Origin of the sequence: Nitrospirillum amazonense (assembly GCF_007828045.1) — a bacterium.
Lineage (GTDB): Bacteria > Pseudomonadota > Alphaproteobacteria > Azospirillales > Azospirillaceae > Nitrospirillum > Nitrospirillum amazonense_C.
In genome coordinates this window covers 16525-30788 of record NZ_VITN01000032.1, presented here as the reverse complement: position 1 = coordinate 30788, position 14264 = coordinate 16525, and the positions used below count along the sequence as shown (strand labels likewise).

At 66.8% G+C, this 14264-nt stretch carries 15 protein-coding genes; 10 read left to right on the top strand and 5 right to left on the bottom strand.

The annotated features are described in order from the left end of the window. The first annotated feature begins 140 nt into the window (after positions 1-140). The 4 genes from FBZ89_RS28270 (at position 141) to FBZ89_RS28255 (ending at position 3863) form a co-directional block, all read left to right on the top strand. A complete protein-coding gene (locus FBZ89_RS28270; protein WP_186457633.1) occupies positions 141-1046 on the top strand; it encodes a peptidoglycan-binding domain-containing protein in 906 nt (301 codons plus the stop codon). Positions 1047-1303: 257 nt separating this feature from the next. Continuing rightward, the gene (locus FBZ89_RS28265; RefSeq protein ID WP_145754207.1) at positions 1304-2371 is read left to right on the top strand and encodes a Glu/Leu/Phe/Val family dehydrogenase; all 1068 of its coding nucleotides are present in this window, start codon (positions 1304-1306) and stop codon (positions 2369-2371) included. 169 nt (positions 2372-2540) lie between these two features. Then, positions 2541-2906, top strand: a complete 366-nt coding sequence (locus FBZ89_RS28260) for a hypothetical protein (protein WP_145754205.1) — start codon at positions 2541-2543, stop codon at positions 2904-2906. Between the two features lie 189 nt (positions 2907-3095). Further along, a complete protein-coding gene (locus FBZ89_RS28255; RefSeq protein ID WP_145613951.1) occupies positions 3096-3863 on the top strand; it encodes a SapC family protein in 768 nt (255 codons plus the stop codon). 77 nt (positions 3864-3940) lie between these two features. Here the strand turns inward: FBZ89_RS28255 and FBZ89_RS28250 are convergent, their stop codons facing one another. Then, the gene (locus FBZ89_RS28250; RefSeq protein WP_145754204.1) at positions 3941-4258 is read right to left on the bottom strand and encodes a 2Fe-2S iron-sulfur cluster-binding protein; all 318 of its coding nucleotides are present in this window, start codon (positions 4256-4258) and stop codon (positions 3941-3943) included. Positions 4259-4539: 281 nt separating this feature from the next. Between FBZ89_RS28250 and FBZ89_RS28245 the strand changes: the two genes are divergently transcribed. The 3 genes from FBZ89_RS28245 to FBZ89_RS28235 all read left to right on the top strand — a co-directional run bounded on the left by FBZ89_RS28245 (position 4540) and on the right by FBZ89_RS28235 (position 7455). Continuing rightward, complete coding sequence (locus tag FBZ89_RS28245; protein WP_145754202.1) at positions 4540-4956, top strand: HRDC domain-containing protein; 417 nt, start codon at positions 4540-4542, stop codon at positions 4954-4956. Then, positions 4953-5444 (top strand): CreA family protein, encoded by a 492-nt coding sequence (locus FBZ89_RS28240; protein ID WP_145754200.1) that lies wholly within the window; start codon positions 4953-4955, stop codon positions 5442-5444. The genes FBZ89_RS28245 and FBZ89_RS28240 overlap by 4 nt, the downstream gene beginning before the upstream one ends. A gap of 220 nt (positions 5445-5664) precedes the next feature. After that, complete coding sequence (locus tag FBZ89_RS28235) at positions 5665-7455, top strand: hypothetical protein (RefSeq protein ID WP_246172822.1); 1791 nt, start codon at positions 5665-5667, stop codon at positions 7453-7455. 51 nt (positions 7456-7506) lie between these two features. Here the strand turns inward: FBZ89_RS28235 and FBZ89_RS28230 are convergent, their stop codons facing one another. Continuing rightward, positions 7507-8523: a M14 family metallopeptidase gene (locus FBZ89_RS28230; RefSeq protein WP_186457632.1), complete on the bottom strand. Its 1017-nt coding sequence runs from the start codon at positions 8521-8523 to the stop codon at positions 7507-7509. A 194-nt stretch (positions 8524-8717) separates the two neighbouring features. Between FBZ89_RS28230 and FBZ89_RS28225 the strand changes: the two genes are divergently transcribed. The 3 genes from FBZ89_RS28225 to FBZ89_RS28220 all read left to right on the top strand — a co-directional run bounded on the left by FBZ89_RS28225 (position 8718) and on the right by FBZ89_RS28220 (position 11501). Next, entirely contained in the window at positions 8718-9578 is an 861-nt protein-coding gene (locus FBZ89_RS28225) for an N-formylglutamate amidohydrolase (RefSeq protein WP_145754197.1), read from the top strand. Between the two features lie 427 nt (positions 9579-10005). Further along, positions 10006-10176, top strand: a complete 171-nt coding sequence (locus tag FBZ89_RS31070; protein ID WP_186457631.1) for a hypothetical protein — start codon at positions 10006-10008, stop codon at positions 10174-10176. Further along, on the top strand, positions 10173-11501 hold the full coding sequence (locus FBZ89_RS28220; protein WP_145754196.1) for an ImmA/IrrE family metallo-endopeptidase: 1329 nt from the start codon (positions 10173-10175) through the stop codon (positions 11499-11501). Before FBZ89_RS31070 ends, FBZ89_RS28220 begins: the two co-directional genes overlap by 4 nt. 9 nt (positions 11502-11510) lie before the next feature. Here FBZ89_RS28220 and FBZ89_RS28215 read toward each other — a convergent pair whose 3' ends face one another. From FBZ89_RS28215 to FBZ89_RS28205, 3 genes are all read right to left on the bottom strand, one after another. Next, complete coding sequence (locus tag FBZ89_RS28215) at positions 11511-12383, bottom strand: NAD kinase (protein ID WP_145754195.1); 873 nt, start codon at positions 12381-12383, stop codon at positions 11511-11513. A 163-nt stretch (positions 12384-12546) separates the two neighbouring features. Next, on the bottom strand, positions 12547-13596 hold the full coding sequence (gene moaA, locus FBZ89_RS28210; RefSeq protein ID WP_145754227.1) for a GTP 3',8-cyclase MoaA: 1050 nt from the start codon (positions 13594-13596) through the stop codon (positions 12547-12549). A gap of 259 nt (positions 13597-13855) precedes the next feature. After that, positions 13856-14071, bottom strand: coding sequence for a DUF3553 domain-containing protein (locus FBZ89_RS28205; RefSeq protein ID WP_145754193.1), 216 nt, complete (start codon positions 14069-14071; stop codon positions 13856-13858). Between the last annotated feature and the right edge of the window lie 193 nt (positions 14072-14264).

The following is a 14264-nucleotide window of genomic DNA, read 5'->3' as shown; positions in this document are numbered from 1 at the left end:
ATACCCACTTCGTTTGGACGCAATGCAGCATGCACGGGGGCCGGCGGCTAAAATGCGCATGGCAAAGTGGCGTGAATTGTAACACGCTGATCCGAAGTTTCCCCTGCCGTGACGTGACCTGGAAAGAGGATAGTTTCGCGATGTTCGATGCCCGCCGGCCCTTGTTCGCCTCTGCCATCGCGGCGGTGATGCTGACCACGGCGGGCGCCGGCCTGGCGCTGGCCGCCCCGGGTGACACCAATGGTGAGCCCAACAGCGCCACCATCCAGTGGGCCCAGAACATCCTGAAGGAAAAAGAGCTGTATGAGGGCCGCGCCTCCTCGCGCATGGACCCGCCCACCATCGCCGCGTTGAGGCAATACCAGAAGGCCGAGGGACTGAAGGTCACCGGCAAGTTGGACCAGGACACCATCGCCCACATGATGGAGGGCCGCCCGGTGGACAAGACCGTCGGCAATCTGGCCGATCCCACCAGCCGCGCCAGGGCCTCTCAGCCGCGCCTGAAGGAAGAGGACGTGCAGCCCAAAGCCGCCCGTTCCGCCGTGGGGGTGGAAAAGGGCGCCCAGAGTCAGGAAAGTACGGTGCTGAGCGTGTCGCGCAACCCGGGTGCTTCCGCCCCGGCGGGCGCGTCCGCCGACTTGCCTCCGCCGTCCGTGACCCAGCGCCCCGGCGGGACTGCGAATGCTCAGCCGGCCCCGGGCCTGGACGCCACCAGCACCACCGGCGCCGGCCGCATCGCGGTGGAGACACAGTCCACCGGCGACACGCCGGAGCAGGCGCCGACCGAGATCACCGCGCCGGACTGGGCGCGCAACGCCCTGCTGGGTTTCGTCGGTGCCCTGCTGGCCTTGATGGCCGGCATCTGGTGGTGGAGCGGCCGCCGCCCCAGCCGCAAGGCACCCAAGCGAGGCCGGCCAGGCGACGTCCGGCGTGAGCCTTCGCTGGGTGGTGAGGACACGCGCCTGCCCGATGGCCGTGTCATGCCCCGCCTGGGGGAGGCCGCCGCCCGCCCCAGCCGCCCGCCGGGCCTGCGCGTCGGCCGCTGAGCCGGCAATTTCCATCCCACCGCGACCCGATTCCGGGGGAGTTCCAGTCGCGGCGCCGGCGGCGCGACAGGACATTGCACGGCGGACGCCTGAGTGTTCGCCAAAGCTGCGCCGCGCAATAAAACAACGAAATCGACCGGCCCAGGTCCCGCCCCTAAGCTTCGTCCCGCAGACAGTTCCGCCCCCGCCGCATGCGCCATGGGCCGGATCACCGGCCCGGCGCCATGGTTCCGGGCCCCAGGCAGGAGAGTGCCCCCATGCTGTTCGACGCTCCGGATTTCGACAATCACGAGCTGGTCCTGTTCGGCCGTGACCCGGAGAGTGGCCTCAAGGCCATCATCGCCGTCCACGACACCACCCTGGGGCCCGCCTGCGGTGGCTGCCGCATGTGGCCTTACGCGACCGAGGCCGACGCCGTGAAGGACGTTCTGCGCCTGTCGCGCGGTATGAGCTACAAGAACGTCATGGCCGGCTTGCCCCTGGGCGGGGGCAAGTCGGTGCTGATCGGCGACCCCAAGACCGCCAAGTCCGACGCGCTGTTCCGCGCCTTCGGCCGTATGGTGGAAAGCCTAGGCGGTCGCTACATCGCGGCGGAGGACGTGGGCATCACCGTGGCCGACGTGCAGGTCATGGGCCGCGAGACCAAGCATGTGGCCGGCCTGAACCACGGCGCCGCCGCCAGCGGCGACCCGTCGCCCTTCACCGCCTATGGCGTCTACCTGGGCATCAAGGCCGCCGTAAAGCACCGACTGGGCACGGACAGCCTGAAGGGTGTGCGCGTCGCCGTGCAGGGCCTGGGCAATGTCGGCAGTCACCTGTGCCAGCGCCTGGCCGACGACGGCGCCGTCCTGGTCGTCAGCGACATCTTCGCCGACCAGGTGAGGCGGGTGGTCGACCGCCACGGCGCCACGGCCGTGGATCCCTCCGTCATCCATGCCCAGGACGTCGATGTTTTCGCCCCCTGCGCCCTGGGCGGTGTGCTGAATGAGCAGTCGCTGCCCCAGCTGAAGGCCAAGGTGGTGGCCGGCGGTGCCAACAACCAGCTGTCGGTGGACGCCATCGGCCGGCAATTGCGGACCCTGGGCGTGCTCTACGCCCCCGATTACGTCATCAACGGCGGCGGCATCATCAACGTCGCGGGCGAGGTCGGAGGCACCTACAGCAAGGAAGCCATCCTGGCGAAGGTGGAGGCCATCCACGGCACGCTGGCGGACATCTTCCGCCGCGCCGACGCCGAGGACCGGCCCACCAACGAGGTGGCGGACCAGATGGCGCGGGAACGCCTGGCCGCCGGCCGCGCCAAGGGCATGGCCAAGGTCGCCTGAGGTTTCGAAGACCATGACGGAAGAGGCCGGCGCCCCGGTGGGCGGCCGGCCTTTTTCGTTGTGAATCAGGATGATTATGATCCTTACGGTGGGGGTGACTTGGGTGTCGGCCCGCCTATATGATGCCGGTTGCCCCAATCAGGGGCATTGGTATCCAAGGGGACGGGGCATGCAGGAGCTGCGCGCGATCAGCTTCACCGAACGGGAGCTGATGACGGCGATCGTGGAATTCACGGGGCGCCTCAATCGCAAGCTGCCCGTGGGCATGGTGAAGGACCCCGTCATCGTCGAGGGACCGCCCATCACCGTGCAGCTTCCCATCGAGGACGACTACGGCAAGATGCATGAGGCCACCTTCGCCGAGATGGAGGTGGCCGCGGCGCTGGTGAGCTACTGCATGACGCGCAAGATCCGCATGCCGGCCAAGGCTGAGAAGGTGCTGCAGATCATCTCCGGCGCCGCCACGCTGGTCATCTGGCTGGGTGAGCAGGAGGTGGACACCCAGCGCAAGAAGGCCACGCTGCGCAGCCGCTGACAGGGGCGGCGCGAAGCCGGAAATGTCACAGTTCGTCACGCGTCCAAGTCATGGCTGGGTCGCGGGGCTGTTGACTCACGCATACAATTCCGGCACTCCAGAGCCCATCCTGTCGGGGGAGAGGGCGCGCACATCAGGGTCCAATTCCCGGTCAGTTTGAATTTAACCGGTAAACCAGGACCTTTCGCCATGACCGACGCCGCCGCCGCCAATTCCGAAGCCGGCCAGATGCCTCCGTTCTACCGGGAGCCCGTTCCCGTCGATATCAGCCGTCACGGGGACTGGAAGCTGAAGCAGCAGCGGACGTTCTCTTACGCCGCCAACGCCAACGCCATTCCGATCGTGGGCGAGGAGTTCATCTCTCTCAACGGCCACTACCCCATCGTCTTCACCCTGGGCAACAACCCGGCCGCGGTGGTCCTGACCGGCGTGCGTCCGGACGAGAACCTGTTCGTGGACGGCGAGGGCAATTGGCGGAAGAACACGCCGATCCCGGCCTATGTCCGCCGCTACCCCTTCCTGATGATGGAGACGCCGGATCGCGAGCGCCTGGTACTGTGCCTGGAAGAGGACGCCAACCTGGTGGGGCCGGACGGCGACGTCCCCCTGTTCGAGGGGGACAAGGCCGGTGCCGCCGGCAACGACGCCCTGAACTTCTGCGCCACCTTCAACCAGTCCGCCGTGGCGACCAGCGCCTTCTGCAAGGAACTGCACGACCGCGGCCTGCTGGTGGAACAGCGCCTGGACCTGACGCTGTCGCACGATAACAGCCGCATGACCCTCACGGGCTTCACCATCATCGATGAGAAGAAGTTCAACGAGCTGCCGGACGACGTGTTCCTGGACTGGCGCAAGCGCGGCTACCTGGGCCTGGTCTATTCCCACTTCATCTCGCTGTCCCGCTGGAGCATCCTGGCGGAACTGGCGTCCGAGCGGATACTGGCCAAGAAGGCCTGAGGTCGACCGACCCCATAAATGCGAAGGGCGCCGGTGAGGGATCACCAGCGCCCTTTGTCTTTAGGCGGTCACCGACCTCAACGGCGCGGCAGCAAGGTCAGGCGCAGGCCGTCCAGCTCGGGCTTGAAGTCGATCTGGCAGGACAGGCGCGAGCGGCCGGACTGGTAGGTCGGCTCCTCCTCCAGCAAGGCTTGCTCATCCAGGCTGGGTTGGGGCAGGCGGGCGGCCCAGCCGGCGTCCACCAGGACGTGGCAGGTGGCGCAGGCGCAGGAACCGCCGCAGTCGGCGTCCAGCGGCAGGTCGTGATCGCACAGGTTTTCCATCACGGAGGCCTTCACATCCCCCTCGATGACGTGCTCCGCGCCATCGGCATCGATAACGTGGATCGTGGGCATGGGTCGTTTTCCTTGGCAGCGGCGGCGGAAGGGGACCGTCCGCCGGGATGCCGGGGCCCCGTGGGGACCCGTCGGCTGGCGAACGATCGGGCTGGTGATAGTGAAATCCGCAGGCGGGCGCGAGGCGAAAATCCGCAAGCCAACCCCGAAAAACCATCGCGGCGGTGCCTCAGCCCCCTGTCAAGCGCCCCTGCCTCGGTTATATTGCCGGGTATCCATGGATGTGGCCCGCCGGCCCGGTGCCGGGCGGACCCCTCCGGGCCCTCTGACCGGGATAGCGCATGACCTTGGAAATCCGCACCTTCTCCATTCGTGACGCCACGCATGACGAGGACGAGACCCGCCTGGCCTCGTTCCTGCGCACGGTGGAGGTTTCGCGCATCGACACCGCCTATGCCGAGGGGGCCTGGCGCGTGCTGGTCCAGTACCGGGACCTGCGCCGCAAGGAGGAGACCGCCCAGATCGAATCGGCCATCATCTCCGCCATCAACAGCTGGCGGACCGAGGTCGCCAAGTCGCTGGGCGTGGACAGGGAAGAGGTCCTGTCCAACGTCGTGGTGGCGGAGATCGCCCGTTACGCCCCAACGACGGAGATCGAGCTGTCGGTCATCAGCAGTGCTGCCGGCTTCGATGTGGCCGGCCGCGGCGGCCAGATCGTGCAGATCGTCCGCCAGACCATGGAAGACCTGACCAATTGAGGCGCCTGCTGCTCGCCGCGGCCCTGACGTTCGCCGGCTTGGCGGCGGGGGCCGCCCGCGCCGACGAGGTGGGGTCGTTCAGCAATGACTGGACGGGCAACGAACTGACGGTGGAGGCGGTGCCCGACCCGGACATCCAGGGCGTCACCTGCCATATCGTCAGCTTCTCGCGCAGCGTCATCGACCGGCTGCGCAAGGGCAACTGGTTCGAGGACCCGTCCAACACCTCCATCTCCTGCCGGCAGACGGGCTCCATCGTCATCGGCAAGATCGACACCTCCAAGCATGGGGAGGAGGTGTTTTCCGAGCGCAAGAGCCTCATCTTCAAGTCCATCGCCGTCCGGCGCATCTATGACCGCGCCAACGACACCCTGATCTACGTCGTCTACAGCCGCCAGGTGAAGGACGCGTCGGCCAAGATGGCCATTTCCACGGTGCCGCTGTTCAACGCCAACCCCACCTGGACCAAGGGCAAGCCGGAGCGTTAACACCCTGTTCAATCGGGGTAGAAAAGCGGCCACCTCCCCCGCTGGGCATACATCATTCGGTTGACTACCCACCTGAGCGGCGTCACCTTTTAGGCAGCATCCATATATCGGTGGTGCGTTCGGCTTAGTGGCGGGGCTGCCAATGGGCCGGAAGATGGCCTGGGTCGGGCGGGGAAGGGCTTCCCCGCCCACCGGGCGTTATTGCCGGTTGGGGCGGGCGATGGTCTTCGGGTTGCTGCAGGACAAGGCCGACCGGCCGCCACCGTTGAGCGAGCCGCGTGGCGTCTCCTTCGAGGTGCAATACCTGAAGGACGACCATTGGATCACTGAGCAGATCTGCCGCAAGGAGGAGGATGCCCGGGCGCTGGCCGCGCGCATCCTGCCCAACCGCACCGCCGTCCGCATCATCCGTGAATTCATCCGTCCCGGTCGGGGCGGGGAGACGGTAGACACCGTCATCCACACCGAATACCGACAGGAGCCCAAGCGCGCCATCGCTCCGGTGCCGGTAGAGAAGGCGCACTATTGCCAGGTGCCGCAGGAGTACCTGGCCTTCGACAGCCGGGTGCTGATCTCCCGCGTGCTGCGCCAGTACCTGGATGAGAAGGGTGTCACCGCGTCCGAATTGCTGCACAACGCCGGCGAGGCCAAGCGCGTCCTGAACTTCGAGGCGCTGGTCCCCAACGCCGTCAGCCGCATCGCCACCCTGCAGAGCAAGGAGACAGGGGAGGACAGCCGCGCCCGCCGCGACGTCATCCTGGGCGTGCTGGAGGAATTGCGCCAGCGGGCGGAGAAGGCCGTGGCCAACCGCGCCCTGCCGTACCCCAAGGAGATCGGCTTCGCCGCCACCATGCGCCAGGTGGACGAGATCCTGGGAACGGCCACGGCCGCCAGCCCGGACGTGGCGGCGGAAGAGGCGGCCTACCTGGGCAAGGTCATCGTCTGCCGCGACCTGGTGAACATTCGTGGTTTGCTGGGCAAGGCGGAGTTGCTGATCGACCTGGCGTCGGACGACAGCCTGCCGGCCGATGACGCGGCCCTGCTGGACCAGTTGCTGGCCGACGTGCTGGGCGCGCCCGACATGGTGCGCGACATGCTGGGCCGGCAACCGGACTTGATGACGGCCCTGAACCGCATGATCGACCTGGTCAGCGGTACCTTCGAGCCCCAGGAGATCGAGATGTCGCCGCCTTGCACGGCGGCCATCAGCCGCTGGGTGGCGGGGCCCCACGGCAATGAAACACGCGTGGTGCTGCTGGATTTCCTGCGCCGCCAGGTGCGGGGCTCCCAGCGCCTGTCGCACGGCGAGCCCCTGCAGCAGATCGCCAAGTATCGCAACCTGGTCACCCGCCTGATGCGGCCCGACGGACTGCTGGGCGGCCCGGCCATGGCCGAGGCGGTGCTGATGGGCTATCTCCGCTTCATTGAGCAGGGCGGGGCCGAGGGGCGCCGGCTGGCGTTGGAATCGGTGCTGCAGCTGCTGCCCACGGGGGCGGAGCGGCTGGCTTATCTGGCCTGCCTGGCGCGGTCGGACCTGGGCGCCAAGGACGGGGCCGCCATCGCCGCCCAGGCCCTGGAGATCGCCAACCGTGTGGGCGGCCTGAACGATCTGGTGGACCGCACCCTGGCGCTGAAGCCGAAGATGGAGGCCAGCGCCGCACTCTATCGCCTGGTGACGGAGGGCGACGCCCTGCCGGGTGACATGGGCGAAAAGCTGGGCGCGCGCCTGGATGACCTGGTGGCGACCTATATCATCGACGGCCGGGTGATCGAGCGGCTGGACGACCCGTCCGCCAGCCTGCGGGTGCGCGCCACCCGCCTGGTGCAGTTCGCGGGGGCGGAGGTGCTGGCCAGCCCCAAGGCGCGGCGCATCGTGCGCGACCAGATCATCACCCATTTGCGCCAGCCCAATTTCGACACCAAGTTCGTCGAGGGCCTGGCGACGGAGGCCGAAAGGGCTGCCGTGCTGCGCAATTTCTATGATCTGCTGAACCGCGCCCAGTTCATGTGAAGACGGGCGCGGCGGGGCCTCATGGCCGCCGCATGCCGCGTGACGGGAAAACTAAACGATCCGCCCCAACCGCACCGTGGTCTGCCCCCGGCGTGGCGTGCGCGTGGGCATGACCAGCACGCAGTCGTCGTAGGGTGTATGCAGGGCGCGCTTGCCGTCCAAGGCCAACAGGGTGCCGCCGACGGCGATACGCTCCAGCCCCTGGAATTGCTTCACGAAGGCGAATTCATCCGTTTCCGCCTGGATGACGTGGGTCACGTCCACCACGGTGGGCTTGGCCGGCGTGGTGGGGGCGTTGGCCTCCGTCAGCAGGGTGCGGGCGGTGGCGGCGTCCAGGGTTTCCGACTGCGCCAGGAAGCGGATCAGGCCGCGCCAGGCCTGGACGCCGGCGGCCGGGGCCGAGTGCTGGCCGCATTCTATCAGGATGGCGGCGGCGCTGCCACCCGGGGCGGAGAAGCGGGGATGGTCGATCAGGCGCAGGCCATCCGCATGCCCGTCATCCGCCACCACCCAGCCGGGATCGGCCAGCGCCACCGCCAGGGCGCGGGCCCGGGGAGAGCGGCCGCACAGGGTCAGCGCGGGCGACGGCACCTGCATGGAATGCAGGTCCAGCAACAGGTCCGCCGTCAGGATCCAGGGGGCGATGGCTGCCACGCGCGCCTGTTCCCGCCCCTGGGGGTAGACCGGCGGCGGGCCCCGGGCGGGCACCTCCGCCCTGGCGCCGGCCCACAGGCGGTTCATGTCGCGATCCAGATAGCGCGCCGGCGTGCCCGCCGGCCCGAACAGGCGCCCGCCCGCCGCGGCATCCGTGTTGGCGAAGGCCAGGGTCCAGGTGCCGCGCGCCGGCCGCAGCCCCCGGCGCAACAGCCGGTCCAAGGCCACGGCGCCGCAAGGCTCGTTGCCATGCATCAGGGCGACGACGGCCACGTGGGGGCCCTCGGCCTTGGCCTCGAACCGCCAGACATAGGGAACGCCGGTGTTGCCCATGCGGTGGGCGCGCAGGTCCGGCATGGCCAGCGGCGGCTCGGGCGTGGCGGGGCCGGGGGGCTGGCTGAACCGGTCCCACATCACGAGCATCCATCCCAGACTGTCGGGTCCGAACCCCTTGGAACCATGGCTGCCTTTTCCGTATTGGGCTGGTTGAGCAATAGTGACGGGTCCGACGCGTCAAGGAAAGGGACGGGATGCCCCAGCCTGCGCTATGGTAAAAGCTTGTGGCGGCTGGCTTTGTTGCCTCCGACATCGGCGGTTGTGAGGGTGGCATGAAATTCATCATAGACGACGTGCTGGTGCGCCACGATCCGGAAGGCATGCCCGTTCCCGTCGTCTATGACTCGCCCCACAGCGGTTCCGCCTATCCCTTGGGCTTCACCCCGCGCTGCCCGCTGATGCTGCTGCGCCAGTCGGAAGACGCGCATGTGGATGAGCTGTTCGCCCGCGCGCCGGCCCTGGGCGCCACGCTGCTGCAGGCCCTGTTCCCGCGCAGCTACATCGACGTGAACCGGGCGGAGGACGACATCGACCCCGCCTGCCTGGCCGACCCCTGGCCCGGCCCCCTGAATCCGTCGGAGAAAAGCCGCCATGGCATGGGCCTGGTGCGTACCGTCAGCCGCCCGGGGGAGGCGTTGTACGCCGCCAAGCTGACGGTGCAGGAGGTGCAGGCCCGCATCGAGCGCTACTGGCGTCCCTATCATGCCCAGCTGAAGGCGGCGCTGGACGGGCTGCACGCCCGCTTCGGCCAGGTTTGGCACATCAACTGCCATTCCATGCCCACCCTGGGCACCGGCGATGCCGGCGCCGACTTCGTGCTGGGCGATCGCGACGGCGTCTGCTGCGATCCGTCCTTCAGCCGCTTCGTGGCCGCCACCCTGCGCGGCATGGGCTATCGCGTGCGCCACAACGACCCCTACAAGGGCGTGGAGCTGGTGCGCCGCTACGGTATCCCCACCCGGGGGCGCAACAGCCTGCAGCTGGAAATCGACCGGCGCCTGTACATGGACGAGGAAACGCTGGAGCGCCACGACGGCTACTGGCGCCTGTCCCACGACCTGGAAGACCTGATGCGCGCCATCCACGCCTTCGCCCTGGCACGCGCGGGCGACCGACGCCTGGCGGCGGAGTAGGATTTCAGCCCGCACCCTCCATCCCAGAGGGGATCGTAAAGCTGGAGGTCTTTAATATTCGCGAATTAATAACCTTGGGTTGGTCATCAGCAAGATGAGAAAGCCGACAACTCGAGCCAACCTACCGAAGCGAAATGACGACCATCGCACCCGGCAGCTTGATCCGAACCCGACCGCTCACCATCTTACGGCACGGTTCTTAGGCATTCGGTATGGCTGTTCCGGCAAACATAAACGGAATCCATATCTATATAACGCTGGTCCTTATCATGGCGCAGACACAGATCGGTCTTTGTGTGATGAGCATGCCGGATTTGGTAAATCTGACATGGTGAGAATTCCGGACCTGTTCCTTCGATCCCAAAGTGCTGGCCTTGTCGGGAACCTAATATGGACCGTTGATGACAGCGGCTGGATCTATGAATTAATGAGCACCAATACCGGACTTAACGAGTGGCACGGCTATCCACTGTTGCCCACCGATTCCTTCGCGAAGCAGGTGTGGGAGCGCTTCGCAAATTGGGCCATCCGGAGTGGCGCGCAGGCCGACCGGGATGCTGCCGACCGTTGCGCTAATTTCTATGGATTCCAGCCATGAATGATCTGAGCATCCAACTAACGCCCGTTGAGCCGTTGGACTCTAGCGGCAGCATCAATCTGAGGATCGCGATTGGCGAAACGGTACTAACGCGTCTGGTGCGCGGTAACAGCCCGAATGCCTCTTATTCCCTGTGTTGCCCAAGCGCGCCGCTGGCTTTCTGGTTTGCGGACAACTGGTGGCGCCACCGCTGGGAAAGCAAGCCGGTTAAGCTCTCTGCTGAGTGGCGCATGGCCCACGAAATGACGGCTATTGGTCATGGCAATGCGTGGCCCAACGTGACGCTCTGGGGTGATCGCGAGCGCGTAATGCTGATCAGCAAAGCGGATCCACCCGGCATCGTTGGGCCGGTGAGGTTTTTGACCAATGCGATCACCTATGTTCCGGCGGCGGCATTCGAAGTGGCTATTGACAGCATGCTTGAGAATGCGCGTGACATCGTGCCACGGGAACAAAGGAATCCTCTTTCGGCTTTGCTTCGGGCGCTGCAAGATGAACGGGCCGACCAAGATATCGCTGCTTGGCGCCGCCTGGAAGCTGTCAATGGTTATCGGCCCGATGAAGGGCCAGATGATTTGATCGAATCCCTTCTAGCGTTGGAGGAGAGGTTCCTTCCCGCAGATGTAGAAGAAGCATCCGCCGCAGGGGCGGGTGACGCATCGGCGGAGCGACTAAATGCTGCTCTGGCTGCAGCGGAAGGGGGCGCAGAAGTAGATTTTACGGATGCTCTGCGGATGACGGGGTCCCATGCCAACGTAACCGAGCGTCTTGAGCCTTGGGTGACGGCCGAAGCGGCGGCGCAGGCACTGCGTAACGCAATGGGCCAAGGTGTGACTCCGCTACGGCAGAAAGCCTTATCCGATTTGCTCGGCATGTCAGCAAAAGATTTGTCAGGCCAGACGCTTTCCCAAGCTGCCCCCTACGCTTTGCGGCTGGCGCCAGAGGGCAAAGCCCAGACCCTATTGCTCACCGCAAGGCGGGCGCACCATCGACGATTCCAAGCGGCGCGCGCGTTGGGTGACGCAATTTGGAGTGGCTGCTCAGCGCTGGGTGCAATCTCCACACTCGGGTCAGCCCGTCAGAAATTTCAACGCGCCTTTGCTGCCGCGCTATTGTGTCCAACGCAGGGGCTGCTCGAGTTCCTCGACAGCACCAACCCCAGTGATGAAGATATTGCTGAGGCTGCGCACCATTTCCATGTCAGCGAGAAAACGGTGCGCTCCGTGCTTGTCAATAAGCACATTATCGAACGCCATCGTTTGGGCCGTCCGCTAATTGAACCGCAGGATCCGCTGCCGTTCGATGCGCTGGCCGATGCGGCCTGAGGTACGCGCCTAAGGCGTGAATTGTTCCTTGAGGATGCGTTCCTCCAGGTTCATCTCCGGGTCGAACAGCAGGATGGACGCCACGCTGCGATCCTCGCAGACCTCCACCCGGGCCACGTCACGGATTTCGGTGAAGTCGGCCACGGCGCTGACGGGGCGTTTGGCGCCCTCCAGGATGTCGAACTGCAGCTTGGCGGTGTGGGGCAGCAGGGCGCCACGCCAGCGGCGGGGACGAAAAGCGCTGATGGGGGTCAGCGCCAGGATGCCGGCGCCCAGGGGCACGATGGGTCCGTGGGCCGATAGGTTGTAGGCGGTGCTGCCGGCGGGGGTGGAGACCAGCGCGCCGTCGCAGGCCAGTTCGGTCAGGCGCTCCACGCCGTCCACGCTGATGCGCAGCTTGGCGGCCTGGCGCGTCTCACGCAGCAGCGACACCTCGTTGAAGGCCAGCGCCTCGTGCCGGCCCTGCGCGTTGACCGCCACCATGCGCAGCGGGTTCAGCGCCACGCGTTGCGCCCGGCGCACGCGGTCGGTCAGACCCCGGGGGCTGAAGTTGTTCAGCAGGAAGCCGACCGAACCGCGGTTCATGCCGTAGACGGGTTTGCACAAGGGCAGATGGCGATGCAGCGTTTCCAGCAGGAAGCCGTCGCCACCCAGCGCGATGATGACGTCCGCATCCTCCGCCCGCACGGTGCGATAGCGCTCCGACAATGTGGCGCGGGCGGCTTCCGCCTCCGGCGTCTCCGCCGCGACGATGCAGAAGGCCGGCTTGGCGGGCAGGGGCACCGGGGCGCATTGCGCGGTCGCCTCCGCCGCTGCCGGGACGGGCGCCTGGCCGGCTGAGCCCGGCGGGGAGGCGGCAGGGCGTGTGGGTTCGTCGAGCATGGCGCTTTCGCCTGGGTCCAGGACTCGGGGGGAGGGAGGGGAAAGGCGGGGCCTTTTGACCGAAACGGACGCACACCTTAACGGATTGATCCGGGCAAAGGAAATGCCGTGGTGCCCGGGAAACCGGTGTCCTTGAGAACGGATCGCGAGGGGCGTGCCGGTCTCAGCCGCCGGTGACGCTCATGTGCCGGGACACGGCCGGCGCCTTCTGGCGGCGGTCGATGATAAAGTCGTGGCCCTTGGGCTTGCGGGCGATGGCTTCCTTGATGGCGGCCAGCAGGGTGTCGTCATCGCCGGGCGCGCCGCGCATGACGGCGCGCAGGTCGGCGGCATCGTCCTGGCCCAGGCACATGTACAGCATGCCGGTGCAGGTCAGCCGCACGCGGTTGCAGCTTTCGCAGAAATTATGGGTCATGGGGGTAATGAAGCCGACGCGACCACCTGTCTCTGCCACCCGGGCATAGCGGGCGGGGCCGCCGGTGCTGATGGGCAGGTCGGTCAGGGTCCAGCGCTTGGCCAGCTCGGCCCGCAACATGGACAGGGGCCAATACTGGTCGGCCCGTACCGTGCCGCCCTCGTTGGCCCCCCCGGCGTCACCACTGTCCATGTCACCCAGGGGCATGACCTCGATGAAGGTCAGGTCGTGACCCTCGCGCCCGCACCAGGCGACCAGGTCGTGCACCTCGCCATCATTCACCCCACGCAAGGCCACGCAGTTGATCTTCACGGACAGGCCGGCGTCCTTGGCGGCCTTGATGCCGTCCAGCACGGGGGCCAGCTTGCCCCAGCGGGTGATGGCCTGGAAGCGGTCGGGGTCCAGCGTGTCCAGGCTGACGTTCACCCGGCGCACACCGGCGGCGTACAACTCGGCCGCGTACTTGGCCAGCTGGCTGCCGTTGGTGGTCAGGGTCAGTTCGTCCAGGAACCCTGTGTCCAGGTGGCGGCCCAGGCGGCGGATCAGGTCCATGATGCCCCGGCGCACCAGGGGCTCGCCCCCCGTCAGGCGCAGCTTGCGCACGCCCGTCTGGATGAAGGCGCCGCACAGCCGTTCCAGCTCTTCCAGCGACAGCACCTGCGCCTTGGGCAGGAAGGTCATCTCCTCCGCCATGCAATAGACGCAGCGGAAGTCGCAGCGATCGGTCACGGAAACGCGCAGGTACCGGATGGACCGGCCGAAGGGGTCAATCAGCGGCGGCTGGCCGCGCGCCGGCATCGTCGTGCCGGGGGTACCGTTGGCCATGGGTGTCAGGGCGCCGTCCGCCATCGTTTTAACCGTCCTCAACCACGCTGCTCGGGGAGCCGCCCGCCCGGCGGCGGCGCATCCCCACCCTCATCTACGGCAAATATGGTGCGGCAACCATAACAATGCAGCCCCCTCTTAGCGTCGAGGGGGACGCTGTGACGGCGGCAACGCTGCGATGAGGGCCATGGCCGGGCGGGCCGGCGGGTGGGCGACCGGGTAGGCAGTGTGGTCAGGGCATCCAATCTTCCGGTTCCACCACCCGCAGGGGCACGACGCTGGCATCAATCGTCTGTTTGCCGGCGTGGGGGAAGTTGACGGTGACGCGCACACCCACGGCCGACTGCACCTGTCCCAGGCCCCAGTCCGGCTGGCCGGTGTGCACGACGTAGGTGCCGGGGGTCAGCAGTGCTGCGGTCGCGCCTGATTCGGGTGGGAAGGGGGCCATGGGGCGTATATCCTAGGGCTAGAGGGTATGGGGTGGCACCGGCGGTGGCGAAAAAAACATCACCTATCCTTTTGCCCTTATCCGTTTGTTCTTGGGCAGGCGCTTCGCTAAACCCCTGCCATCCGGACGGGCGTCCACTATGCTGCGCCATGCCCACTATGAACCGCCATGCCGCCCGGACAAGGCCCCAAAA

Bases quoted from the DNA above. Each gene is read 5' to 3' on its own strand.
- FBZ89_RS28270 (WP_186457633.1), top strand. From the start codon at position 141: ATGTTCGATGCCCGCCGGCCCTTGTTCGCCTCTGCCATCGCGGCGGTG.
- FBZ89_RS28265 (WP_145754207.1), top strand. From the start codon at position 1,304: ATGCTGTTCGACGCTCCGGATTTCGACAATCACGAGCTGGTCCTGTTC.
- FBZ89_RS28260 (WP_145754205.1), top strand. From the start codon at position 2,541: ATGCAGGAGCTGCGCGCGATCAGCTTCACCGAACGGGAGCTGATGACG.
- FBZ89_RS28255 (WP_145613951.1), top strand. From the start codon at position 3,096: ATGACCGACGCCGCCGCCGCCAATTCCGAAGCCGGCCAGATGCCTCCG.
- FBZ89_RS28250 (WP_145754204.1), bottom strand. From the start codon at position 4,258: ATGCCCACGATCCACGTTATCGATGCCGATGGCGCGGAGCACGTCATC.
- FBZ89_RS28245 (WP_145754202.1), top strand. From the start codon at position 4,540: ATGACCTTGGAAATCCGCACCTTCTCCATTCGTGACGCCACGCATGAC.
- FBZ89_RS28235 (WP_246172822.1), top strand. From the start codon at position 5,665: ATGGTCTTCGGGTTGCTGCAGGACAAGGCCGACCGGCCGCCACCGTTG.
- FBZ89_RS28230 (WP_186457632.1), bottom strand. From the start codon at position 8,523: ATGTGGGACCGGTTCAGCCAGCCCCCCGGCCCCGCCACGCCCGAGCCG.
- FBZ89_RS28225 (WP_145754197.1), top strand. From the start codon at position 8,718: ATGAAATTCATCATAGACGACGTGCTGGTGCGCCACGATCCGGAAGGC.
- FBZ89_RS31070 (WP_186457631.1), top strand. From the start codon at position 10,006: ATGAGCACCAATACCGGACTTAACGAGTGGCACGGCTATCCACTGTTG.
- FBZ89_RS28220 (WP_145754196.1), top strand. From the start codon at position 10,173: ATGAATGATCTGAGCATCCAACTAACGCCCGTTGAGCCGTTGGACTCT.
- FBZ89_RS28215 (WP_145754195.1), bottom strand. From the start codon at position 12,383: ATGCTCGACGAACCCACACGCCCTGCCGCCTCCCCGCCGGGCTCAGCC.
- moaA (WP_145754227.1), bottom strand. From the start codon at position 13,596: ATGCCGGCGCGCGGCCAGCCGCCGCTGATTGACCCCTTCGGCCGGTCC.
- FBZ89_RS28205 (WP_145754193.1), bottom strand. From the start codon at position 14,071: ATGGCCCCCTTCCCACCCGAATCAGGCGCGACCGCAGCACTGCTGACC.